We start from the raw sequence: 22,020 nt of genomic DNA, 5'->3' as shown, positions 1-22,020 counted from the left end.
CTTCAGAAGCTCATCGAATAGATCAGCTTGAAGGTCTGGGTGCGGCGGTTGCCGTTAAAGCCGTCGTCGCGGGTATAGGCGGCGTTGAGGAAGGCGCCGTTCTGAAACTTCCGGCCAGAGGCGATCTGGCTGTACAGGTAATCGTCCTCATCGGTGTAGCTGCCGACCGAGTTCTCGTATTCGTGCTTCACGCCCAGCTCGAATTGCGGGGACCATTCGCCGGGCTTGAAGACCGGCTTCTCAAGGCGCGCGACGGCCTGCACCATGCCGTAGTCAAGATCTTCCTCGGGGCTGTGGCCGCCCTTGTTGTTAGTTGCCTCGTCGCGGATGGTTTCCTGCGCCACGATGCCCAGTCGCGGATGCAGCACCCAACCCTTGCCCAGCTGCGGCAGGTCGGCGTCGGTGAAGGTGCCGACCAGATCGCCCTGCCAGTACAGCAGCGAGCTGTCGCGATCCTCGCTGACCGTTCCGAAGGGCGTCGGAATATCCGTGGTGCTATCCCCCCACAGCGCCACCACCCGATGCGCATCGCCCAATGGTCGTTCATGATATACATCAGATCGCCCCGGAACCCGGCCGAGGTCGAGCTGATCTCGCCGCCATTATGCTTCATGTCGGAATCCGCGCGCTGGCCCAGCACGCCGATGCCCCAGACCAGATTGTCGCTGGGCATGTTCAGATATGACACAAGGATGCTGGGCAGCGTGCCTTCGGAATAGGTCGGGTTCTCGGCGCCGCGATTGGCGTTGAAGGTGAACTTGCTATAGATGAACGACTGCCCGTCCGGCAGGCCCTGCAACACCGAAACCGGTACCAGCAGGGTCGAGATGTCGTCCTCATAGCCGGTGGTGATGCCCGTGGCCTCGGCCTTGGCCTGTTGCGACAGGCCGTTGTTGATCCGGCTTTGGGTCGCGCCGAAAGTATCGTCGACGCCCCAGATGCTTAGCAGACCCGCTGCGCCGAATTTGCGCTGGAACGTCGCCATGCCACTGGGCGGCCCTCCGGCATGGGCACCCGCATGTCCCGCAGACCGGTCCTGCGCCACGCCGGGCAGCGCGCTGGCCGAGATCAGCAGCCCCGCACAGATGATGGATTTCATGTTCATTCTTCCTCCCTTTCGAAGATCTTTCCGGGTCTTCCAGCCGGTGCCGGATCAGGCCGGCCGTACCCGATCGCCCCCAATGGGGACGTTCGGGAAACCTTGGCGATGAGGCGTGGTCTCAGCCCGCGCGGTAGCGTTGGCCGAGCATGCGCAGCGTCTGGGCAAACAGGGTGACGTCGATGCCCACGCCGACGAAATTCGCGCCTGCGGCCTTGCTGGCCTCGATGAAATCCGGGTCGGTGGTCAGGACGCCCGCCGCCTTGCCCGCGGTGCGGATGCGGGCCATCGCGTCCAGCACGGCGGCCTGCACCTCGGGATGGCCGGGATTGCCCAGATGGCCCATATCGGCGGCAAGATCCGAGGGACCGATGAAAACGCCATCCACGCCCTCGGTTGCGACAATCTCGTCCAGCGCGGCAAGGCCTGCGCGGGTCTCGACCTGCAGGATCAGGCAGATCTGGGCATTGGCCGTCGCCAGATAATCCGGGATCGCCGCAAAGCGCGAGGCCCGTGCCAGCGCCGAGCCGACGCCCCGAAACCCCTCGGGCGGATAGCGGCAGGCGCGGGCGGCGCGGGCCGCCTGATCCGCGCTGTCGATCATCGGGATCAGCAGGGTCTGCGCGCCGATATCCAGCGCCTGCTTGATCTTGGCCGGATCGTCATCGGGCAGGCGGATGATCGGCGCGCTGTCCGAGGCCGCGACCACTGCGACCTGCGCCGAAAGCGAGCGGATGTCGTTCGGCGCATGTTCGCCGTCGATCAATAGCCAGTCGAAACCGGCAGTTGCCGCGATCTCGGCGGTGTAGGGATCGGCAAGGCCAAGCCAGATGCCATGTGTGACCTCGCCAGTGGCAAGGCGATGCTTCAGGTGGTTGATGGGGGCGGGCATTTCAGACTCACGCGAAATTCAGGGTCACATGACCAAAATCGCCGAAATCGGCATCAAATCGACTGCCGGGCGGGGCCTCTATCGGGCGGATGAAGCTGCCCGACAGCAGCACCTCGCCCGGCGCGATACCCTGCCCATATTCGGCAAGGCGATGGATCAGCCACAGGATGCCGGTGACCGGATCGTCCAGCACCCCTGCGCCAAGGCCGGTTTCCTCAACCACGCCACAGCGCCTGACGATCACGCCGACCCGGCGCAGGTCGAATGCGTCGGGGGCATGGCGCTGCACCCCCAGCACGATCCCGGCATTGGCGGCATTGTCGGCCACGGTGTCCTGAATCTTGCGCGTGGCCTTGGTCGCGGGATCGGCGCGCAGGATGCGGGTATCAAGGATCTCAAGCGAGGGCGTGACGAAATCGGTCGCGGCCAGAACCTGATCGCGGGTGACGGACTTTCCGGCAAGCGGAGCCTTCATCACAAAGGCGATCTCGGCCTCGATCCGTGGCTGGATGAAGCGGCCCTGCGGGACCACCGCGCCATCGGCAAACAGCATGTCCGACAGCAGGATCCCGGAATCGGGCGTGGTGATGTCCAGCGCCTGCTGCATTGCGCGACTGGTCAGGCCGATCTTCCAGCCGATCACGCCAAGGCCCGCCGCGCGCTTCCTGCGCACCAGTTCGGCCTGCACGGCATAGGCGTCGTCCAGCGTCATCTGCGGATGTTTCAGCGACAGCAGCCCGATCTGGCGGCATTCGGTTTCGGCACGGAACAGGTCCTCGGCGGCAGCGCGGATATCATGATCCGAGAGGGTCATTCGTCGGCCACCTCGTTCGTGAGCATCCCGATGCCCTCGGCGCTGATCTCGACCAGGTCGCCGGGCTTCAGCCAGATCGGCGGATCAAAGCGCGCGCCCGCGCCGGTCGGGGTGCCCGTGACGATGATGTCGCCCGGAACCAGCGTGGTGAAGGTCGAGATATAGGCGATCTGGCGCGCGACCGGGAACAGCATCCGCCCCGTGCGGTCGGACTGGCGCAGCTCTCCGTTCACCCGCGTCTCGATGGCGATATCAAGGATCTGCGCGGGGTCGGTGAAGGGCACGAGCCATGGCCCCATCGCGCCCGAGCGGTCCCAGTTCTTGCCCTGCGTCACGTTGAATTTCGCGTGGCGCACCCAGTCGCGGATCGTGCCCTCGTTGCACAGAGTCAGACCCGCGATATGGGACAGTGCCTCGCTTTCCGCGATGCGACGACCGGGCTTGCCGATGACCACGGCAATCTCGCCTTCATAATCCAGCTGCTCGCTTTCCGGGGGCCGGATCAGCGCCGCACCGTGGCCCGAGAAGCCACGCGCGAAACGCGGGAACAGGGACATGTTGGCGGGTGCGTCCTTGCCGTCCTTGTATTCGGCATTGCGCTCGGGGAAGTTCACACCGACGCAAATGATCTTTTCCGGGTTCGGGATGGGGATTTGCAGCGCGAAGCTGCCCGCTGCATGGCTGGCCGCGCGGCCCTGTGCTGCGCCCAGAACCTGCGGAATGGCCTGAGCCGCGATCACGTCGCGAAGGGTCGGGAATTCGGGAAACTCCGGGGACAGGGCAAGGACGCCATCGCCCGCCGTCACGCCCCATAGCGCCTTTTCCCCGGCAATGAAGGACACAAGGTTCATTGGATGCCTCCAAGGCAGATATATTTCAGCTCCATGAAGTCATCGAGCCCGTGGCGGCTGCCCTCGCGGCCCAGACCCGAGGCCTTGATGCCGCCGAACGGTGCCTCGGCGGTGCTGATCAGCCCGGTATTGACCCCGACCATGCCAGCCTCCAGCGCCTCGGCCACGCGCAGGGTCCGGGCGAGGTCGCGGCTATAGACATAGGAGGCGAGGCCGAATTCCGTCTCATTGGCGGCGGCGATCACCTCGGCCTCGGTTTCAAAGCGATAAATCGGCGCGACCGGGCCGAAGGTCTCCGCGCGGGTGATGGCCATATCAGCCGTCAGGCCGGTCAGCACGGTCGGCTGCCAGAAATGCCCGCCCAGCTCATGGGCCGCGCCGCCGGTCAGCACCTGCGCGCCCTTGGCCTTGGCGTCCTCGATATGCTCCTGCACCTTGGCCACGGCCTTGGCGTCGATCAGCGGGCCGAAGGTCACGCCGACATCAAACCCGTCGCCGGTCTTCAGACGCGCCACGCGGGCGGCAAGGCGGCGGGCGAATGCGTCATGGATGCCCGACTGGACATAGATGCGATTGGCACAGACGCAAGTTTGGCCATTGTTGCGGAACTTGGCGACCAGCGCGCCCTCGACCGCCTCATCCAGATCGGCATCGTCAAAGACGATGAAGGGCGCGTTGCCGCCCAGCTCAAGCCCCAGTTTCTTGATCGTCGGGGCGCATTGCGCGTAAAGCGCAGCGCCGACCTCGGTCGAACCGGTGAAGGTCAGCTTGCGCACCACGGGGCTTGCGGTAAGCACGGCCCCGATCACCGTCGAGCGCCCGGTCAGCACCGAGAACAGCCCCGCAGGCAGTCCCGCGCGTTCCGCCAGAACCGCCAGCGCGATGGCCGAGAAGGGCGTCTCGCTGGCCGGTTTCAGCACCATGGCGCAGCCTGCGGCGAAGGCCGGACCGGCCTTGCGGGTGATCATGGCATTGGGGAAATTCCAGGGCGTGATCGCCGCCACCACGCCGATGGGTTGTTTCGTCACAAGGATGCGTTTGTCGGGGGCGTGGCCGGGGACGATCTCGCCATAGGCGCGGCGGGCTTCCTCGGCGAACCATTCGATGAAGCTGGCACCATAGGCGATCTCGCCCTTGGCCTCGGGGAAGGGCTTGCCCTGTTCGGCGGTCAGGATGCGGGCAAGGTCGTCCTGACGGGTCATCATCAGGTCGAACCAGCGACGCAGGATCTGGCTGCGTTCCTTGGCGGTGCGGGCGGCCCATGCCTTTTGCGCGACTTCGGCGGCGCGGATCGCCTCGGTGACCTCGGCGGGGCCAAGGTCGGGGACATGGCCCAGAATGGCTCCGGTCGAGGGGTTGGTGACGGGGATGCCCGCGCCATTCGCCTCAATCCAGCGGGGGCCGACAAGCGCAGCCTCGCGCAGCAATCCGGGGTCGTCCAGCATGGCGGAAAGGGTGGTATCAAGCATGTCGGGCATCCTGATGCTGCGCGATCAGCGCCTTGCCGTAATCATTGCCGTTCGGGATGCGGCTGATGACGTGGATATGGAACTTGGCGGGCTGTTCGTTGCCCAGCCACATGCCGGAATGGTGGTCGAATTCCAGCATCAGGACCGGCGAATGGATGTGGTAATAGAAGGGGTCGTCATCGCCATGCCCGCCGATCCAGCTGAAAGTGGTGCGGTCCAGATGCTGCTTGATCTGGCGCATCCGGGCGTGGCGGGGGCCGTCGGGCCAATGGGCATGGAAGGTCTCGCACAGGTCCAGCAGCGCCTGACGCTGCGCCTGGGTGAATTCGGAAACCGGCACGCCTTCGATGGGGAGGATGCGGTTGTCCTGAAACGCCCCGCCCAGATGGCGCTGGTCGGCAAAGTTGAAGCGCCATGCCGGCATGGCCGGGTCTTCCATCTGCGCAAACAGCGTGGCGCGGTCCTGCAATTCGGGCGACAGCGACTGCATCAGGGCGAGGCCCTGCGCCTCTTCCTCTTTGAACATCGCAAAGGTTTCGCCGCTTTCCAGCGTGATTTCATTGGGTTCGGTGCCCATGAACAGCGGCGCGATCACCATCTGGCGACCAAGGATCAGCACGTTGAAGCCGACATGATGGCCATAGATGTGCCAGCCCCAAGGCTCGGTGGCCGAGGGCGTGCCGAAGATGTGGAAGTGATAGGACCATTCGTTCATGATCTGGCGCAGGTCATAGATCTCGCCCAGAAACAGGTTGGCCTTCATCAGCCGCCGGATCTTCTGGAAGCCCCGCGCCGAGGTGCAGGCCGCCAGCAGATCAAGGAAGCAGTCGCGCGAGGCGGGCGTCAGGTTTTCCAGCCGCACGCCTTCGGTGTTGAAGACCAGTTCGGGATTGTACCAGCCGCGCCATTGCCGGGCATCAATGGGCTTGCAGGATGCGGCCCGTTCGCCGGGCGTCAGCGTCGCCAGCAGGCTTTCGGCGGCGGATACCGCCAGTGCTGCGTCAAAGCCCTGATCCTCCAGCGGGAACAGCCCCGCTTCCGGCGTGCCGTCATGGGTGATGCCGACATAAGGCTCATCCTGCAGCCGGTCCCATTCCGCCTTCAGCGCGATGGCGCGCGGTGTTTCAAGGATGGGGCGGGAATAGGTCACCGGGTCCAGCCCGCGCGACTTGCCGACCCGGTCATTGCTTTCCGCCAGCACGAAGGCGCGAAAATCCGCAACAGTCATCGAATTCCTCCTGCCCGATAAGGCCGGGCTTTGGGCCATCAGCCCCAAGCCGCCGCCGCCGGACAAGCGGTGCGAAAAAAATCTTCCACATCGCGGAAAATCGCGTTTTTCAGGAAAATCTATTTTGACAGAAATATCTATTTAGGCTCTGCTGACCCCGAAGAATCTGTGTTGCGATTGCGCGGGGGAAACAGCGCCATCGCATCGGGGGGCAAGGGTTCATGGCAATCAGCAAGACTGCCGAAGTTTACGACGATCTGAAGGAAGAGTTGCTGAACGGTGCCTTCCGTCCGGGGGCGAAGCTGGCGATCGATGGGCTGGCCACGCGCTATACCGTTTCGGCCAGCGCCATCCGCGAGGCCTTGGCGCGGCTGACCTCGGACCGGCTGGTCGTCGCCATGCCGCAGCGCGGTTTCCACGTCGCCGCCATCTCGCGCGAGGATCTGTTGGATCTGACCGAGGTGCGGGTCGAAATCGAGGCGCGTTGCCTGCGCCGTTCGATCGCGCTTGGCGATGTCGACTGGGAGGCGCAGTTGCTTGCGACATGGCACAGGCTGTCGCGGGCCGGGACCTCGCCCGAGGGGCGCGGCCATCCCGACTGGGCGCATATCCATGCGCGCTTTCATGACGATCTGGTTGCCGCCTGCGACAGCAAGTGGTGGCTTTATCTGCGCGGCGAGCTTTACGTTCAGGCCGAGCGTTACCGCCGGATGCTGCTGCCGCAGGTCGAGGGCATCCGCAACATCGAGGCCGAACACCGCGAAATCCTTGATCTGGTGCTGGACCGCCAGACCGAACCCGCGGTCGAGGCGCTGACACGACATATGCAGAAGACCACCCGGAGGTTGCTGGAATCCGGGCTGGTCCGTGGTCACGATTGAATTTTCTGGGAGGAAGAAGAACATGGGCATGGAAACGTCGATCGAGGGGTCGCGCCGCGAAGCAACCGGCACCCAATGCATCCAGCGTTCGTTCGCCATTGTCAGGCTGCTGGCCGGGGGCGATTGCGACGGCGAGAAGCTGGTGGATATCGCCGGATCGCTGAAACTGTCGCATCCGACGGCGCATCGCATCCTCAAGGCGCTTGAGCAGGAAGGCATCGTCGAGCGTGCCTCGGGGACGCAGCGCTATCGCCTTGCTGCGGAAACCGCATGGCTGGGCGTCGCGCCCTTCAACCGCTGTCCGATCACCCGTCTTGCCGTTCCCACGCTTGAGGATTTGGCGCAGAAGACCGGGGATTCGATCTTTCTATCGGTGCCGTCGCATAATGACTCGGTCTATGCGGACCGGCGGTTTGGCAATTTCCCGTTGCAGGCGCAGCGCATCAAGGTCGGCGCGCGCAGGCCCTTGGGCGTCAGCATCGGCGGGCGTGTCATGCTGGGCTTCATGGGCGAGGAGCGTCTGGCCAACACGATGCGCCAGAATGCCGAGCGTTTCGCCGATTGGCACTGCTCTGATGCGACCGTTCTGGCCGGTGTCGAAGCCGCCCGCGCGCAAGGCTATCTCAGCGAGGACAGCCTGATCGATCCCGGCCGCCATGTGCTGGCCGTTCCGGTGCGCGACGTGGTTGGCCGTGCCGTCGGCGCGATCAGCATCATCGCCCCGACGGCACGGCTCAAGGGTGAGCGCGCCTCGCGCCTGCTGCCCTTGCTGCGTGCGGGTGCACGCGATGTCGCGCAGGCGCTGGGTCGCCAGCGCATGAGCGCGTAAGGCGTTCCGGCATGTGAACAGATCCCCCCGCCACGCTTGAGGCAGAAGCGGGCAGGGAGAAAATCCCTCTCATCTGGCCCAGCTTGCTGATGAGGAGAGAACCATGCACCTGCCCGATCCGGTCCTGAACCCGCCCTTCAACGTCACGCGCGCCAGCCATACCGTGCTGACCGTCCGCGACCTTGCCGCCAGCAAGGCGTTTTACACCGATCTGGTCGGGCTGGTGGTCAGCGACGAGGATGCAAACACCCTGTGGCTGCGCGGCCGCGAGGAAAACTGCCATCACAGTCTGGTGCTGGTCAAAGGCGAGGTTCCGGACTGTCCGCGCATCGGTTTCCGCGTGCTGACCGATGACGACATCCTGAAGGCCAAGGACCATTTCGACAGTATCGGCGTCGCCGCAAAGCTGGTCGACGTAGCCTATCAGGGCAAGACGCTGCAGGTCAGCGACGCGATTGGGATGCCGGTCGAGTTCACCTCGTCCATGCCGCTGCGTGAACGGATGTTCATGGCCTATGACCGCTACCACGGCGCAGCGGCGCAGCGGTTGGACCATTGGCAGATCCAGGCGCAGGACGTGTGGAAGGCGTTCCGCTTTTGGCAGCCTTTGGGTTTTCGCACCTCGGAATATACCTATTCCGAAAGCACCTCGGAACAGGTGAACCTGTGGGGCGTCTGGATGCAGCGCAAGGGCAACCCGCATGATCTCGTCTTTACCAACGGCCCCGGCCCGCGGCTGCACCATTTCGCCTATCTGCTGCGCGATGCCCATGATCTGGTCCATGCCTGCGACGTGGCGGGCAGCCTTGGCCTTGGTCGCAGGCTGGAACGCGGGCCGGGGCGGCATGGTATCTCGGGCGCGATGTTCTGCTATTTCCGCGATCCCGACGGCCACCGGATCGAGCTGTTCAACACCCATTACCAGCATATCGATCTTGAGCCCCCGGTCGCGTGGAGCCTGTCCGATCCCCGCCGCGCCGATCAATGGGGCCTGCCCGCGCAGGCGAAATGGTTCAACGAGGCGACCAGCTTTGCCGGAACCGATCCGGTGCAGCCCTTGCTTTCGATTGAGCCGCCGACGCTGGAACGCTTCCTCGAAAATGCCTGAACTATCGGGGCCAGATGCAATTCTGACCCCGATTTACTATGCCTTGGCCATATGGGCGTGGATCGAATTGGTCTTCCACGCGCCTTCGGGGTCGGCCTGGTCGACATAGAAGGTGATGCCCAGCCCGCGCCGCGCGCTTTCCTCACGGAAATGCGCGACGGTGATGTCCCATGCCGTGGTGAAAAAGGCCTTGCGGAACTCGGCCGGACGGCCCGCGCCGATCCGGCAGGTCACGTTGACATAGGCATGGTCGGGGTTTCCATCGGCTATGACGTAATGGCTGACCGGGATGGCGCGGACGCGCACGCCTCCGGTCGGAAAGACATCCGGCGCGGTTCGGAAATGCGCGGCTATCTTCTGAAGCAACTCGTCGATGCGCCCGGTCGGTTCAAGATTGGCGGAATATTCCACGATGCAATGCGGCATGAAGGCCCCTTTTCGCTGCTGAAACGGCAGGGATCGGACCTTGCCGCGCGGGTCCGTGCAACGAAAACCGCCCCGGATTTTCACCATGTGGAGTGCCGCATGACGCATTTCGCAATGTGAACAGAACCGACCCCCGCGATTGCCCGCAGACCGCTGCCGCCTATCAAGATCGGCAAAACAAGGGGGCTGCGATGATCGCCGAGGATATCAGTTACAGTCAGGACGGGCTGACCATGTCGGGCCGTTTTGTCGCCCCCGACGGTGCGCCCGGCCTGCCGGGCATCCTGCTGGTGCATGGCGCGCATGGGCTGAACGGCTTTATCCTTGGCATTGCCGAAAGGCTGGTGGGGCAGGGCTTTGCGACTCTCGCGCTGGATCTGTGGGGCGGGCGCGAGCAGATCGCCGACCCGGCCCGGATTGGTGAAAAGCTGGGGGCATGTGTGCGCAACCCTGCCGGCTGGATGGCCCGCGTTGAGGCTGCTCACGCCCAGCTTGCCGCCCGGCCCGAGGTCGACCGCACCCGCATTGGCGCGCTTGGCTACTGTTTCGGCGGCACAAGCGTGCTGGAATATGCCCGCATCGGCGGCGCGGTTGCGGGTGTCGTCAGCTTTCACGGCGGGCTGGATCTCGTCTCGGATGACTGGGGGGCGCAGTCGCGCGGCCCGGTACTGATCTGTTCGGGACATGCCGATCCGATGGCCAAGGCCGAGGATATCTCTCGCCTGACCGCCGCCATGTCTGCCGCAGGCGTGGCATGGGAACTGGACCTTTACGGCGGGGTCAAGCACGCCTTCACCGAACCCGACGCGCCGGGGCGTCCGCCCTTTGCGGCCTATGACGCCCGCGCAGATCGCCGCTCATGGGCCGCGATGAGCGCATTTTTCAACGACATCTTTTCCTGAGGAAGATCATGGATCTGGGAATTTCCGGCCGTCTGGCCTTTGTCTGCGCCTCGTCGCAGGGCTTGGGCCTTGCCTGCGCCACTGCCCTGGCACGAGAGGGGGCGCGGGTTGTCCTGAACGGCCGCGATGCGGAAAAGCTCGCCCGCGTGGCCGATGCCTTGCGCACCGACCTGCCCGGCGCGGATGTCGATTTCATCGCCGCCGACCTGACCAGACCCGAGGATCGCGCCGCGATTCTGCAGCGCTTCCCCAAGGTGGACATCCTTGTCACCAACAATGCAGGCCCGCCCCCCGGCGCGCTGGCCGATTGGGATGAGGCCGCACTGCTATCCGCGATGGGGGCCAATATGATCCCGGCGGTGCAGCTGATCCGGGCATGGGTGCCGGGGATGCAGACGCGCCGTTTTGGACGGGTGGTCAATATCACCTCGGCCATGGTGAAGGCGCCGCATTACATGATGGGGCTTTCGACCTCGGCCCGCGCGGGGCTGACCGCGATCTGCAAGGCGATCTCGCGCGAGGTGGTGGCGGACAACGTCACCATCAACAATATCCTGCCCGAGCGGATCGACACACCGCGGCAGGAATTCATGGCGCAGCGGCTGATGGCGCGCGAGGGGATCACCCGAGATGAGGCCCGCGCCCGTGCCAGCAGCACCATTGCCGCGAAACGCTTCGGCCTGCCCGCCGAATTCGGGGATGCCTGCGCGTTCCTCTGCTCGGCGCAGGCCGGGTTCATCTCGGGGCAGAACCTGCAACTGGATGGCGGCAGCTATGAGGGGCTGGTCTGATGGCGCTGATCGATCACGGCAGCGCGCTGGGGCAGGAGATCCTTGCCTTTGAGGCCGCGCGACAGGCGGCGCTGATCGCCGCCGATCCGGCAGCTTTGGCGCGCATCCTGCATGATGATCTGACCCATGTGCACAGCTCGGGGCAGGTCCATGGCAAGGGTGAATTCATCGCGCATGTCGGGCGGATGGGCGGTTTTGTCGCCATCACGCGCGGCGCGCTGGAACTGCGCAACCTGGGAGGCGGCGTGCTGATCACCGGCCCAAGCCTGAACCGCGTGCGCCGCATCGATACGGGCGAGCTGGTCGATCTGGACGGCTTCAGCGCCATCGCCGCGGTCCAGACCACTGCGGGCTGGCAGGTGCTGCTGTCGCAGATGACCCTGCTTCGGAAGTGAACCTGAGAGGCGGCCCATTCAGGACCGCTTCCGCAATATGAACATTCGCGGAGGTTCCGTTGGCCTGCATCGCCCTCATGGATCAGGCTGACGGCAAGGGAGGAAAATCATGTCGACCATCATCAAGGCACCGCTGGCGCGGGTTCTAATCATCTACGGTCTTGGCGTTGCCGCCGCCATGTGCGTCAGCGAGGCCGTGACCGAACTGGGCAAGATCGCCGCCGAGTTTCATCCGCCCTCGCGCTCGACCATCGGCTGGGTCATGTCGATGCCCTCGCTGATCGTGGCGCTTGGGGCGCTGATCTCGGGTTATTTCGTCGACCGGATCGGTGATCGCCGCGTGCTGTTCACCGGCGTTCTGGTCATGATCGCGGGCGATCTGCTGACTACGGCAGCGCCATCGCTGGGCTGGCTGCTGGCGGCGCGGGCGGTCACCGGGCTGGGCTATGTCCTTGCCGCGGTGGCGGCGGTGACGACGCTGATCCGCATGACCTCGGGGCAGCAGCGCAGCATGGCGCTGGCGCTGTGGTCGACCTTTGTCCCGATGAGCTTCCTGCTGCCCTTCCTTTCGGCCGGACTGGCCGACCGCTTCGGCACCTGGCGCGCGGCCTTTGGTTTTCACGTCGCGCTGCTGATCGTTCTGCTGGTGCTGGCGGTGCTGGCCATCCCGGCGCGTGATCCGGGCATCCGCTCGGACCGGGCGCGCGGGGCAGGGCGGGTGCTGCGGTCACCCATGGTCTACCTGCTGGGGATTTCCTTTGCCGGGGATTCCTTCCTGCAGACCGGGGTTCTGGCGACGCTGGGCCATTATCTGGGTGCGAAATACGGCATCGAGGAAGTCGCGGTGGCGCATTGGAGCGCGGTCTCGATGATCTCGAACGCGCTGGCTTGCTTGTCGGTCGGGCTGATGCTGCGCCGGGGCGTTTCCAGCCGCGCCATCACCACGCTGGGCATGGCAATCACCGGGATTGCGGGCGTGGCGCTTTACGGAACCGCGCCGGGCTTCATGGCCTCGATCGTGACCGTCTGGGTGCTGATGTTCGGCAGCGGGCTGCTGGTCGGGATGTGGACGCTGGTCCCCTTTACCGCGCCGTCGTCCGACAGCATCGGCGCGACCTCGGGGCTGGTGACGCAGATCACGCTGCTGGGCGTGCTGCTGGGGCCGCCCGCCTTCTTTGCCGCGCAGGCCGCCGTCACGGCTGCCCCGCAACTTCTGGTCTTCCTGTCGGCACTGGCGCTTTGCGCGCTGCGCTACCCGGTTTGCCGCCTTGCGGATCGGGCACCCGCCCGACACGCCACCGAAACCATCGGGTCGCTGGCTGAAAGCAGCCACTGACACGACCCCCTGATTATCCAAGGAGAAATCCATGCTCGACATCGCCATCATCGGTGCCGGCCCGGGCGGGCTTGCGACCGCGCTGCGCCTGCACCAGCAGGGCTTCAACCCGAAAATCTACGAGGCCGCCCCCGAACTGAAGCCCTTGGGCGTCGGTATCGACATCAAGGTCTATGGCACCAAGGAAGTGACCGAGATGGGCCTGCTGGAGGAGTTCCAGAAGATCTCGGTCGAGGCGCTGGACTCGGTCTTCTATACCGGCCACGGGCAAGAGATCTTCGCCGAAAACTGCGGCAAGCATATCGGCTACGACCACGAGCAACGCTTCGTTCATCGTGGCACCTTCCAGATGATGCTGCGCGATGCGGTGCTGGAACGGCTTGGCCCCGACGCGATCACCCTTGGCGCACGTCTGAAGGGTTTCGAGCAGGACGATAGCGGCGTCACCATGCAGTTCGAGGGAGGGCCGGGAACCGTCCGCGCCGATGTGATGATCGGGGTCGATGGCATCCATTCGGCGGTGCGCAAGCAGTTGGTGCCCGACAGCACCCGCACGCATTACTCGGGCGTCGCCATGTGGCGCGGCGTGACCGTGATGCCGCCCTTTGCCGGTGGCGGGCGCATCTTGCATATCGGCGACCCCATCCGTCAGGGCAGCCTGATCGTCTATCCGATCGCCAATGACGAAGACGGGCAGGGCAACCAGCTGGTCAACTGGGTCTGCGAGCAGCAGGGCAAGCCCAAGGGACTTGAGGACTGGAATGTCCGCGTCCAGCCCGATGAAATCGCCCATGTCTTTGACGAGGTGAAGCTGGACTTCCTGAACGTGGGCGAAATGATCCGCAACGCGCGCGAGGTCTATATATATCCGCTGATCGACAACGACCCGCTGGCGCGATGGTCCTTTGGCCGGGTCACGCTGCTGGGCGATGCGGCCCATGCCATGTATCCGCGCGGCGGCAATGGCGTCTGTCAGGCGCTGGTCGATGCCCGCGCCATCGCCGAGAAGCTGGCCGAAATCCCCGATCCCGTGGCCGCCCTGCAAGCCTATGAGACCGCGCGCCGCGAGATGGTGAACCGCCTTGTCATCGCCAATCGCGGCGAAGGGCCGGAAGTCATCCGCCGTCTGGTCGAGGAAAAGTCGAACGGCCAACCCTTCGACCATATCGACAATGTCATTCCCCGCGCCGAGGTCGAGGCGCTGTTCATGGAATACCACCGCATGGCCGGGATGAAGCGCCCCGACGATGCCCAGAAGGACGGCGCGTTCAAGCCCGTCTTCACCGAAGACACCATGCGCAAGACCGCCGCCGCCGCGGACATTCGCTGACCCTATAACCGATCCACAGGAAAGTATGATGATGGACGATATCACCAAGCCGCGCGCCGATCGCGCGAACCCCGCCGCAACCAAGCCGCGCGTCATCGACGCCAATATGCATTGGCTGCCCGACACGCTGTTCACCGATGAAAAGCTGCGCGAGGCGATGATGAACTGCATCCCGCGCCAGCACGGCGTCCATGTCCGCATGGAGCCGGTCCCGAACAAGGACATCCGCCAGATCATCATCGAGGAACCGAAAGGCGTGGTGAACATCAACTACGCCGAGGGCCAGTACAATATCGAAAGCCAGCTGGCCGACATGGACAAGGCCGGCATCGACCAGGCCGTGTTCCGCATCCCGGTCTGGCAGGAATGGCTGGATCTGGACTGCTCGAAGCGCCTGAATGACGGGTTGGCCGATTACGTCTCGCGCTCGAACGGGCGCTTCACCGCGCTGGCGGTCTGCCCGCCTTGGGGCAAGAAGGACATGATCGCCGAGGTGCAACGCTGCATCGACGATCTGGGCTTCAAGGGCGTCCAGATGGCCTGCAAATACGGCGACATCTATCTGGATGACGAGGCCTTCTACCCCTATTTCGAGTTCATCAACGACCGCAAAATCCCGGTCGTCGTCCACCACACGCCGCTGCCGGTGGATTACGGCTCGATCCTGTCGTTCAACAACCAGCGCCGCCAATATGGCCGCTGCATCGCCCAAGGCACCGCCGTGGGCCGTGAGCTGTTCTCGGGCCTTTTCGACCGTTTCCCGAACCTGCGGCTTTCGCATTCTATGCTGGGCGGCGGTTTCTTTGCCTTTGCCGACATGCTGGTGCCAAAACCGCGCCACAGCTACGGCGACGCGGTGGACCGTTTTGACACCGGCAATTCCAACCTGCGCGAGAAGCTGACGAACAACCTGTTCTTCGACATCTCGGGTCCGCCGCAATGGGGCAAGAAACAACTGGAATGTGCGGTCGAAGTGTTGGGCGAGGACAACATCCTTTACGGAGCTTCCTATCCCATCCGCAAGGACTGGTTCTTTGACGGCGTGCCGACGGTCGAGGCGCTGGATATCTCGGATGAGGCCAAGACCAAGATCTTTGCCCGCAATGCCGAGAAGTTCTTCGGCCTGTGATCCTGCCGGGCCGGGCCGCAGCGGCCCGGTCCTTTTCCCTGACGCAAGGTTAAAGACATGAAACTCGCCCGCTTCACCCAAGCCGGTCAGACCCGTATCGGCAAGGTCGAGGGTAACCGCATCATCGACCTGTCCCCGGTGCTGGGCGCGGATGCCCCCATGCGCGAGGTGCTGGCCGACCTGCCGCGCCTGCGCGCCAGCCTTGAGGCCGCGACCGGCCCGGCTTTCGCGCTGGACGCGGTGCGACTGGAGGTGTCGGTGCCGGACCCGCAGAAATTTCTGGCCATTGGCATGAACTACCAGAAACACGCTGATGAGGCCCGCGCCGCCGGCATCACCATCCCGACCAGCCAGATGTGGTTCAACAAGCAGGTCTCGTGCCTGAATGCGCCCTTCGATCCGGTGGTGAAACCCGAGGCCTCGGACAAGGTCGATTATGAAATCGAGCTGGGCGTGGTCATAGGTCGACGCTGCCGCCATGTCGCCCGCGAGGATGCGCGGTCGGTCATCGCGGGCTATGTCATAGTGAATGATGTCTCGGCGCGCGACTGGCTGCCGCGCTCGCCCACCTTCACCTTGGGCAAGTCCTTTGACACGCATGGTCCGGTCGGGCCCTGGATCACCACCGATGATGAGATCCGCGACCCGTTGGATCTGGGCATGAGGCTGTGGGTCAATGGCGAGCTGCGTCAGGACGGGCGCACCAGCGACATGATCTACGACATTTACGACCAGATCGAGTATCTCAGCACGGTGATGACGCTGGAGCCGGGCGACATTCTGGCCACCGGCACGCCCTCGGGGATCGGCGCACCGACCGGTCGTTTCCTGAAACCCGGAGACCGCATGCGTCTGGAAATCGAGGCGCTTGGCATGATCGAATCCGAGATCATCGCGGAAACGGTCCCGGCGCGGGTCGCAGAACCCGCCCAGTGACGCGGCTTTCCGCAATGTGAACACCCGGTCGCAGCGGGCTTTGTGCCTGCCGTGACGCAGGGAATGATCATCAAAAATCCGGCGAGGAGCGAGCGCCGGAAATCCAAGGGAGGAAATGATGAACCGACTGAAAGCGGCTTTGGCCGCCTCTGCCGTCATGCTTGCGCCGGTCTTTGCCGCGCCCGCGCTGGCGGAAACCGAGCTGATCTTCAACAGCTACCTGCCGCCGCATGATGAGCTTTACCAGATCGCCATCCGCGATTTCGCCGCCGCCATCGAGAAGGAATCCGCAGGCGGGATCAAGGTCACCATCCCCGACACCTCGCTGGCCCCCTCGGACCGGCAATATGAGATGGTGCGCGACGGCATTGCCGATATGGCCATCGTCTCGACCGGGGGCGTGCCGCAGCTGGTGACGTTGAACAAGATCGGCGATCTGCCGTTCAACTCGCCCTCGGCCCGTGCGGCATCGATCGCTTTGTGGGAGACCTACAACACCTATTTCCTGCCCTTTGACGAATTCAAGGGCGTCAAGGTCCTGTCCACCAATGTCCTGCCCGGTCGCCAGATCCTGTCGGTGGGCAAGTTGCAGGCGAAAACGGTGGCCGACCTCAAGGGCGCGAAACTGTGGTCGCCCCCCGGTGCCTTGTCCGAGGCGGTAAAGAAACTGGGCGCGGTCCCGGTCAATTCGGAATTCACCGACCTGCAGGAATACGTGACCAAGGGCACGGTCGATGCGATGGTCATGGCCCCGAATTCGGCCAAGGGTGCGCGGGTTCTGGAATATGTCACCGGCATGACCCAGATTCCCGGCGGCCTCGGCTCGCTGTCCTTCGCGGTCTTCATCTCGCAGGAGCGTTGGGACGCGCTTTCGCCCGAGGAACAGCAGGCGATCCAGCGCGCCGCCGATGGCTTGCCCGCCCGGACAGGTGCCGCCGCGGATGAGGTTCTGGCCAAGCTTGCCCCCGAGATGGCCAAGGTCCCGACCGAAAATCTGGAGGGCGCGCAGCTTGACGAGTTCACGACCCTGCTGCAGGCGCGGATCGACGAATGGAAAGAGCGCGCCGCCAAGAAGGGGCTTTCCGATCCCGATGAGGTCCTGACCTTCTACCGCGATGTCCTCGCGCGCGAGGCCAAGGCCAGCGGCAGCTGATCCCCCCGAAACCGCGTCTCTCTCGGGCCCGCATGTCACGCCTTGGCGTGCGGGTTCGCGCATTCGCAAGGAGCCCCCTCATGTTGCAGACCTTCAATCGCTGGCTTGGCTGGATCTGCGCCGCGATTTCCGGCCTATCGCTGATCCTGATGACGCTTGTGGCCTTCATCGACAGCATCGGCCGCCAGATCGGCAAGCCGCTGCCCGGCGCGGGCGAATATGTCACCTTCGCGCTGATGATCTTCTTTTTCGCCGCCATGCCGCTGGTCATGCGCGACGATGCCCATATCCGCGTGGGCCTGTTTTCGGACCTTTACAAGCCACGCCTGACCCGGATCGAGCGCCGCTTTACCGGCCTGTTCGAGGTCTTCGCCATGGCCGGTTTAGGTTGGATGATGTTCGATCAGGCGGGTCGGCTGGACCGTTTCGGCACGCTTTCGGTCTATTTCGAAATCCCGATGGCCCCTTGGACCTATGCCAGCGCGGGTTTCTGCGCCGTCGCGGTCTGGTTCGCCGTCCTTGGCCTGCGCCATGTCCTGACCGATCGCGGCCCCCATCCCCATGCCCTGCCTGACGAGGAAAATCCCTGATGCTGACCCTATTCGTTTTCAGCGCGCTGCTGGGGCTGATCGCCTTTACCCGCGTGCCACTGGGCTTCGCCATGATGCTGGTCGGCACCGGCGGCATCGCCGCGATCCATCCCAAGGGCATCGGCGCGGCTTTGGCCATCGCCGAGCAGCAGGTGGTCAAGAACGCCACCAATTACCAGTTCTCGGCCCTGCCGCTGTTCATCCTGATGGGCGTGTTCATCGTCAAGGCCAGCCTTGCCGAGGAATTGTTCGAGGCCGCGCGCCGCTGGTTCGGGCGTTTCCGGGGCGGGCTGGGCATGGCGACCATCGTCGCCTGCGGCGGGTTTTCGGCCATGTGCGCCTCGTCCTCGGCGGCGGCGGCGACCATGGCCAAGATCGCCATCCCGGAAATGGACCGCGCGGGTTATGATCCGGGCTTTTCGGCAGGCTCCATTGCGGCTGGCGGCACCATGGGCGTGCTGATCCCGCCTTCGGGGGCGCTGATCATCTATGCCCTGCTAACCCTGCAGAATGTCAGCGAACTTTTCGTCGCAGGCATCCTGCCGGGGCTGGCACAGGTGGTGATCTATGTCGGCGTCATGGCGGTGATCGCGATGCTGCGCCCGGAATGGGCCCCGCGCGACCGCCAGTTCAGCAAGCGCGAGAAATGGTCCGCACTTGGCAAGATCTGGGGGGTGGCCGTGCTGTTTTCGCTGATCATGGCGGGGCTGGTGAAGGGTTGGTTCACCGCGACCGAGGCCGGTGGCATCGGCGCGGGCGGGGCCTTTGTGCTGCTCGTCCTGCGCCGCAAGCTGACATGGGCGGTGCTGGTCGACAGCCTGCTCGAGGCCGCGCGCATCTCGACCATGATCTTCATCGTGGCGGCGGGGGCGCTGGTCCTGAACCAGTTCATCAACCTGTCCGGTGTCTCGGGGCAGGCGATCCGCTATATCCAGTCGCTTGACCTTAGCCCGGCGATGATCGTGGCCTGTCTGCTGGTCTTCTATCTGGTGCTGGGCTGCCTGATGGACGGCTTTGCCATGATCTTCCTGACCGTGCCCATCGTCGCCCCGATCATCGAGGGTCTGGGCTATGACCTTGTCTGGTGGGGGATCGTCACCGTGATCGTGGTCGAGATCAGCCTGATCACCCCTCCGGTCGGGCTGAATGTCTTCATCCTGAAAGCCATGCTGCCCAAGCTGCCGGTCATGCGGATCTTTCGCGGGATCGTCCCCTATGTCGCGGCGGATTTCCTGCGGCTGGCGCTGATCCTGATCTTCCCGGCCATGGCGCTGTGGCTGCCCGGAATGTTGTGACCGTTTTACGATATATCTTGAAACACGATATATCGCAAACTACATTCGCTGCATGAGACATCATCACCCCCATAACAAACACAAGGGCCACGGCGGACATCGCCGTGGTCGCGGTCCTTTGGATTACGGCGATCTGCGCCTGCTTTTGCTGGCGCTGATCGCGGATGGCCCCAGCCATGGCTATGAGCTGATCCGCCAGATCGAGGCACGCAGCGCGGGTCGCTATGTTCCCAGCCCCGGCGTGATCTATCCGACACTGGCCTGGCTTGAGGACATGGGCTTTGTCGCGGCCATGGCTGAATCCGGGCGCAAGTCCTTTGCTATCACCGATCCGGGCCGGGCTTTCCTGACCGCCAATCGCGCCACGACCGACACGCTTCTGGCCCGCGACTGGAGCAGGGACGACGACCGCGACCCCATCCGCGCCGGCATGCAGGCGATCAAGCAGGCCCTGACCGAGGTGCTGAAACCGGGCGATCCCGGCGAAGAACGCGTTGCCTCGATCGCCGCATTGCTGCAAAGCACGGCACAGACCATTCGCAGCCAGTCCGTCCCGGGCCAAGCCAATACCCAAAGCAGCCGCCACGGCGGCAGGACGACCCAGATGGAACCTATCATTACCCGCCACCGCTTCGACATCCGCCGCCGCACCCTGACCGTGCAGGAAAAGCTGTGGATCACGCCGAACATGATCCGCTTCGTGCTGTTCAGCGAGGAACTGGCCGATTTCGAAAGCCTCGGCCCCGACGATCACGTCAAACTGTTCTTCGACATCGGCGGCGAAGGCCCGGCGATGCGCGACTACACCCCGCGCGCCTTTGACCGTCAGGCCCGGACGCTGACCCTTGACTTCGCCGTGCATGAGGCCGGTCCGGCGACGCAATGGGCCGTTGACGCAAAGCTGGGCGATACGCTGAACATCGGCGGCCCGCGCGGCTCGGCGGTGGTGGCGCCGATCTTTGACTGGTGGCTGCTGATCGGCGACGAAACCGCGCTGCCCGCCATGGGCCGCTGGGTCGAGGAAATGCCCGAGGGTACGCAGGTCACGACGCTGGGTCTGGTCACCGAGGCGGCCGAGGAGCAGCTCTGGTCCACCCGCGCCACGCATGAGGCGGCATGGTCGCACCGTGCCGATCCCGCCGATCCCGCCCCCGTGCTGGAGGCCGCGGCGCAGCTGGACCTGCCCGAAGGCAAGGGCTTCATCTGGATCGCCGCCGAAGCCGGCGTCGCCCGCGCCCTGCGCGACCATTTCCAGAAGGAACGCGGCCATCCCCGCGAGTGGCTCAAGGCCGCCGGCTACTGGCTGAAGGGTCAGGCCGACGCGCAGGAAAAACTGCTCGAAGACTGACATAAAGCTGACCCCCGAACCGATCCATTCGAGGGCGGTTCGGGGCGCAAAACCGGGCGCAACTCCCGTTGCGCCCGGACTAAGCGGTTGCTGCTGGTATCTGTCCGATCATGCCATTCCCTGTAATATGCGTGATCTACATACAAATATGTCAGCTATCGTATCTGCGACATTGCGTGGCGGATATACGTGCCAAATTCCCTGTATAATTAATAGTTGCGCCTCCATCCAAAAATCCTGACCATGGCCCCAGACGCACAGCGAGTCGGAGGAGTTCGCTATGGGACGGTTGGGTATCCACTCATTTGTATGGACTGGCGGCCAAACCCAGGAGGGGTTGGAAACGGCGCTTCGCAAGACCGCAGAACATGGCTACCGAACCATCGAATTCGCCTATCTGCGGCCGGAAAAATTCGATCTGGACCGTCTGGCGCGGCTGGCGCAGTCGCTGGATGTTCAGATCGGCGTGACCATGGGCCTACCGCTGGACAAGGATGTTTCCAGCGAGGATGACGCGTCGGTTGCCGCAGGAGCGGCGCTGCTGGCCGATGCGGTGCGGGCGGTGCGGGACGTGGGCGGCAACAAGCTGGGCGGGATCCTTTATTCGGCCCATACGAAATACAACCGGCTGCCGACGCGGCGTGGTTGGGACAACAGCGTCGCGACCATCGCCCGGACCGCCGATATCGCCCGCGAAGCGGGCGTCGATCTGGTGCTTGAAGTCGTCAACCGGTTCGAGACAAATCTTCTGAACACCACGGCGCAGGGCCTGAAATTCATTGAAGAAACCGGCTCGGATCACGTGCGGCTGCATCTGGATACCTTTCACATGAACATCGAAGAGGCCAATCCGGCCGCGGCCATCCGGCTTGCCGGTGACAAGATCGGCTATTTCCATATCGGGGAAAGCAATCGCGGCTATCTGGGCGACGGGGTCATCGATTTCGACAAGACCTTCGATGCGCTGCTGGACATCGATTATCAGCGCGACATCGTCTTTGAAAGCTTCTCGACCGCCGTTGTCGATGAGGCGCTGTCGCTGACCTGCGCGATCTGGCGCGACACCTGGACCGAGAACGATCCCTTGGCAGCCCATGCCAAGCGCTTCATCGAGCAGAAGATGGACGAGGCCCGCCGCCGCCGCGCCACCAATGCGCGTCCCTGAATGGCATTGGTCGCCAGCGTCGCGGGCGCTATTCTGCGGTATTGACTGAAATT

At 64.2% G+C, this 22,020-nt stretch carries 23 protein-coding genes; 16 read left to right on the top strand and 7 right to left on the bottom strand.

All coding sequences use genetic code 11. The annotated features are described in order from the left end of the window. Positions 1–2 precede the first annotated feature (2 nt). Positions 3–536 (bottom strand): hypothetical protein, encoded by a 534-nt coding sequence (locus GL300_RS19335; protein ID WP_155041335.1) that lies wholly within the window; start codon positions 534–536, stop codon positions 3–5. A gap of 9 nt (positions 537–545) precedes the next feature. Here GL300_RS19335 and GL300_RS19330 point away from each other — a divergent pair, with 9 nt between their 5' ends. Further along, positions 546–719, top strand: coding sequence for a hypothetical protein (locus GL300_RS19330; RefSeq protein ID WP_155041334.1), 174 nt, complete (start codon positions 546–548; stop codon positions 717–719). 501 nt (positions 720–1,220) lie between these two features. Here the strand turns inward: GL300_RS19330 and GL300_RS19325 are convergent. Genes GL300_RS19325 through GL300_RS19305 form a run of 5 tightly spaced genes read right to left on the bottom strand, consistent with a single transcriptional unit; the run spans position 1,221 to position 6,353 of the window. Beyond that, complete coding sequence (locus GL300_RS19325; RefSeq protein ID WP_155041333.1) at positions 1,221–1,991, bottom strand: aldolase/citrate lyase family protein; 771 nt, start codon at positions 1,989–1,991, stop codon at positions 1,221–1,223. A gap of 7 nt (positions 1,992–1,998) precedes the next feature. Then, positions 1,999–2,805 (bottom strand): 2-oxo-hept-4-ene-1,7-dioate hydratase, encoded by an 807-nt coding sequence (gene hpaH / locus GL300_RS19320; protein ID WP_155041332.1) that lies wholly within the window; start codon positions 2,803–2,805, stop codon positions 1,999–2,001. Continuing rightward, positions 2,802–3,656, bottom strand: a complete 855-nt coding sequence (locus GL300_RS19315; protein WP_155041331.1) for a fumarylacetoacetate hydrolase family protein — start codon at positions 3,654–3,656, stop codon at positions 2,802–2,804. The genes hpaH and GL300_RS19315 overlap by 4 nt, the downstream gene beginning before the upstream one ends. After that, positions 3,653–5,125, bottom strand: coding sequence for an NAD-dependent succinate-semialdehyde dehydrogenase (locus GL300_RS19310; RefSeq protein WP_211595220.1), 1,473 nt, complete (start codon positions 5,123–5,125; stop codon positions 3,653–3,655). Before GL300_RS19310 ends, GL300_RS19315 begins: the two co-directional genes overlap by 4 nt. Continuing rightward, entirely contained in the window at positions 5,118–6,353 is a 1,236-nt protein-coding gene (locus GL300_RS19305) for a DUF3500 domain-containing protein (RefSeq protein WP_155041330.1), read from the bottom strand. The genes GL300_RS19310 and GL300_RS19305 overlap by 8 nt, the downstream gene beginning before the upstream one ends. Positions 6,354–6,574: 221 nt before the next feature. Here GL300_RS19305 and GL300_RS19300 point away from each other — a divergent pair, with 221 nt between their 5' ends. The 3 genes from GL300_RS19300 to GL300_RS19290 all read left to right on the top strand — a co-directional run bounded on the left by GL300_RS19300 (position 6,575) and on the right by GL300_RS19290 (position 9,171). Then, complete coding sequence (locus tag GL300_RS19300; protein ID WP_155041329.1) at positions 6,575–7,234, top strand: GntR family transcriptional regulator; 660 nt, start codon at positions 6,575–6,577, stop codon at positions 7,232–7,234. A gap of 22 nt (positions 7,235–7,256) precedes the next feature. Beyond that, on the top strand, positions 7,257–8,063 hold the full coding sequence (locus GL300_RS19295; protein ID WP_155041328.1) for an IclR family transcriptional regulator: 807 nt from the start codon (positions 7,257–7,259) through the stop codon (positions 8,061–8,063). A gap of 103 nt (positions 8,064–8,166) precedes the next feature. Beyond that, complete coding sequence (locus tag GL300_RS19290; protein WP_155041327.1) at positions 8,167–9,171, top strand: VOC family protein; 1,005 nt, start codon at positions 8,167–8,169, stop codon at positions 9,169–9,171. Between the two features lie 36 nt (positions 9,172–9,207). Here GL300_RS19290 and GL300_RS19285 read toward each other — a convergent pair whose 3' ends face one another. Further along, positions 9,208–9,597 carry a 5-carboxymethyl-2-hydroxymuconate isomerase gene (locus GL300_RS19285; protein WP_170297729.1) on the bottom strand — a complete coding sequence of 130 codons (390 nt, stop codon included), beginning with the start codon at positions 9,595–9,597 and terminating at the stop codon, positions 9,208–9,210. A 191-nt stretch (positions 9,598–9,788) separates the two neighbouring features. Here GL300_RS19285 and GL300_RS19280 point away from each other — a divergent pair, with 191 nt between their 5' ends. The 12 genes from GL300_RS19280 (at position 9,789) to GL300_RS19225 (ending at position 21,967) form a co-directional block, all read left to right on the top strand. Next, entirely contained in the window at positions 9,789–10,499 is a 711-nt protein-coding gene (locus GL300_RS19280; RefSeq protein ID WP_155041325.1) for a dienelactone hydrolase family protein, read from the top strand. Between the two features lie 8 nt (positions 10,500–10,507). Next, entirely contained in the window at positions 10,508–11,290 is a 783-nt protein-coding gene (locus tag GL300_RS19275; RefSeq protein WP_155041324.1) for an SDR family oxidoreductase, read from the top strand. Further along, the gene (locus GL300_RS19270) at positions 11,290–11,685 is read left to right on the top strand and encodes a DUF4440 domain-containing protein (protein ID WP_155041323.1); all 396 of its coding nucleotides are present in this window, start codon (positions 11,290–11,292) and stop codon (positions 11,683–11,685) included. The genes GL300_RS19275 and GL300_RS19270 overlap by 1 nt, the downstream gene beginning before the upstream one ends. Before the next feature lie 109 nt (positions 11,686–11,794). Next, positions 11,795–13,021 carry an MFS transporter gene (locus GL300_RS19265; RefSeq protein WP_155041322.1) on the top strand — a complete coding sequence of 409 codons (1,227 nt, stop codon included), beginning with the start codon at positions 11,795–11,797 and terminating at the stop codon, positions 13,019–13,021. Positions 13,022–13,052: 31 nt separating this feature from the next. After that, positions 13,053–14,351: an FAD-dependent monooxygenase gene (locus GL300_RS19260; RefSeq protein ID WP_155041321.1), complete on the top strand. Its 1,299-nt coding sequence runs from the start codon at positions 13,053–13,055 to the stop codon at positions 14,349–14,351. A 28-nt stretch (positions 14,352–14,379) separates the two neighbouring features. Then, positions 14,380–15,480 carry an amidohydrolase family protein gene (locus tag GL300_RS19255; RefSeq protein WP_211595217.1) on the top strand — a complete coding sequence of 367 codons (1,101 nt, stop codon included), beginning with the start codon at positions 14,380–14,382 and terminating at the stop codon, positions 15,478–15,480. A gap of 57 nt (positions 15,481–15,537) precedes the next feature. After that, complete coding sequence (locus GL300_RS19250) at positions 15,538–16,416, top strand: fumarylacetoacetate hydrolase family protein (protein ID WP_155041320.1); 879 nt, start codon at positions 15,538–15,540, stop codon at positions 16,414–16,416. Between the two features lie 118 nt (positions 16,417–16,534). After that, on the top strand, positions 16,535–17,569 hold the full coding sequence (gene dctP / locus GL300_RS19245; RefSeq protein WP_170297728.1) for a TRAP transporter substrate-binding protein DctP: 1,035 nt from the start codon (positions 16,535–16,537) through the stop codon (positions 17,567–17,569). 80 nt (positions 17,570–17,649) lie between these two features. Then, a complete protein-coding gene (locus GL300_RS19240; RefSeq protein WP_170297727.1) occupies positions 17,650–18,159 on the top strand; it encodes a TRAP transporter small permease in 510 nt (169 codons plus the stop codon). Next, positions 18,159–19,454: a TRAP transporter large permease gene (locus tag GL300_RS19235; protein ID WP_155041317.1), complete on the top strand. Its 1,296-nt coding sequence runs from the start codon at positions 18,159–18,161 to the stop codon at positions 19,452–19,454. The genes GL300_RS19240 and GL300_RS19235 overlap by 1 nt, the downstream gene beginning before the upstream one ends. 52 nt (positions 19,455–19,506) lie before the next feature. Continuing rightward, positions 19,507–20,802, top strand: a complete 1,296-nt coding sequence (locus tag GL300_RS26425; RefSeq protein ID WP_155041316.1) for an SIP domain-containing protein — start codon at positions 19,507–19,509, stop codon at positions 20,800–20,802. 337 nt (positions 20,803–21,139) lie between these two features. Further along, positions 21,140–21,967 (top strand): sugar phosphate isomerase/epimerase family protein, encoded by an 828-nt coding sequence (locus GL300_RS19225; RefSeq protein ID WP_211595216.1) that lies wholly within the window; start codon positions 21,140–21,142, stop codon positions 21,965–21,967. Positions 21,968–22,020 lie beyond the last annotated feature (53 nt).

This window comes from Paracoccus litorisediminis (assembly GCF_009711205.1).
GTDB lineage: Bacteria > Pseudomonadota > Alphaproteobacteria > Rhodobacterales > Rhodobacteraceae > Paracoccus > Paracoccus litorisediminis.
Note: the sequence above shows the minus strand (reverse complement) of the source record. Positions and strands in the feature narration are given on the sequence as shown.

Bases quoted from the DNA above. Each gene is read 5' to 3' on its own strand.
- GL300_RS19325 (WP_155041333.1), bottom strand. From the start codon at position 1,991: ATGCCCGCCCCCATCAACCACCTGAAGCATCGCCTTGCCACTGGCGAG.
- GL300_RS19280 (WP_155041325.1), top strand. From the start codon at position 9,789: ATGATCGCCGAGGATATCAGTTACAGTCAGGACGGGCTGACCATGTCG.
- GL300_RS19300 (WP_155041329.1), top strand. From the start codon at position 6,575: ATGGCAATCAGCAAGACTGCCGAAGTTTACGACGATCTGAAGGAAGAG.
- GL300_RS19265 (WP_155041322.1), top strand. From the start codon at position 11,795: ATGTCGACCATCATCAAGGCACCGCTGGCGCGGGTTCTAATCATCTAC.
- GL300_RS19290 (WP_155041327.1), top strand. From the start codon at position 8,167: ATGCACCTGCCCGATCCGGTCCTGAACCCGCCCTTCAACGTCACGCGC.
- GL300_RS19240 (WP_170297727.1), top strand. From the start codon at position 17,650: ATGTTGCAGACCTTCAATCGCTGGCTTGGCTGGATCTGCGCCGCGATT.
- GL300_RS19235 (WP_155041317.1), top strand. From the start codon at position 18,159: ATGCTGACCCTATTCGTTTTCAGCGCGCTGCTGGGGCTGATCGCCTTT.
- GL300_RS19310 (WP_211595220.1), bottom strand. From the start codon at position 5,125: ATGCTTGATACCACCCTTTCCGCCATGCTGGACGACCCCGGATTGCTG.
- GL300_RS19285 (WP_170297729.1), bottom strand. From the start codon at position 9,597: ATGCCGCATTGCATCGTGGAATATTCCGCCAATCTTGAACCGACCGGG.
- GL300_RS19315 (WP_155041331.1), bottom strand. From the start codon at position 3,656: ATGAACCTTGTGTCCTTCATTGCCGGGGAAAAGGCGCTATGGGGCGTG.
- GL300_RS26425 (WP_155041316.1), top strand. From the start codon at position 19,507: ATGAGACATCATCACCCCCATAACAAACACAAGGGCCACGGCGGACAT.
- GL300_RS19330 (WP_155041334.1), top strand. From the start codon at position 546: ATGATATACATCAGATCGCCCCGGAACCCGGCCGAGGTCGAGCTGATC.
- GL300_RS19275 (WP_155041324.1), top strand. From the start codon at position 10,508: ATGGATCTGGGAATTTCCGGCCGTCTGGCCTTTGTCTGCGCCTCGTCG.
- GL300_RS19270 (WP_155041323.1), top strand. From the start codon at position 11,290: ATGGCGCTGATCGATCACGGCAGCGCGCTGGGGCAGGAGATCCTTGCC.
- GL300_RS19305 (WP_155041330.1), bottom strand. From the start codon at position 6,353: ATGACTGTTGCGGATTTTCGCGCCTTCGTGCTGGCGGAAAGCAATGAC.
- GL300_RS19260 (WP_155041321.1), top strand. From the start codon at position 13,053: ATGCTCGACATCGCCATCATCGGTGCCGGCCCGGGCGGGCTTGCGACC.
- hpaH (WP_155041332.1), bottom strand. From the start codon at position 2,805: ATGACCCTCTCGGATCATGATATCCGCGCTGCCGCCGAGGACCTGTTC.
- GL300_RS19250 (WP_155041320.1), top strand. From the start codon at position 15,538: ATGAAACTCGCCCGCTTCACCCAAGCCGGTCAGACCCGTATCGGCAAG.
- GL300_RS19255 (WP_211595217.1), top strand. From the start codon at position 14,380: ATGATGGACGATATCACCAAGCCGCGCGCCGATCGCGCGAACCCCGCC.
- GL300_RS19295 (WP_155041328.1), top strand. From the start codon at position 7,257: ATGGGCATGGAAACGTCGATCGAGGGGTCGCGCCGCGAAGCAACCGGC.
- dctP (WP_170297728.1), top strand. From the start codon at position 16,535: ATGAACCGACTGAAAGCGGCTTTGGCCGCCTCTGCCGTCATGCTTGCG.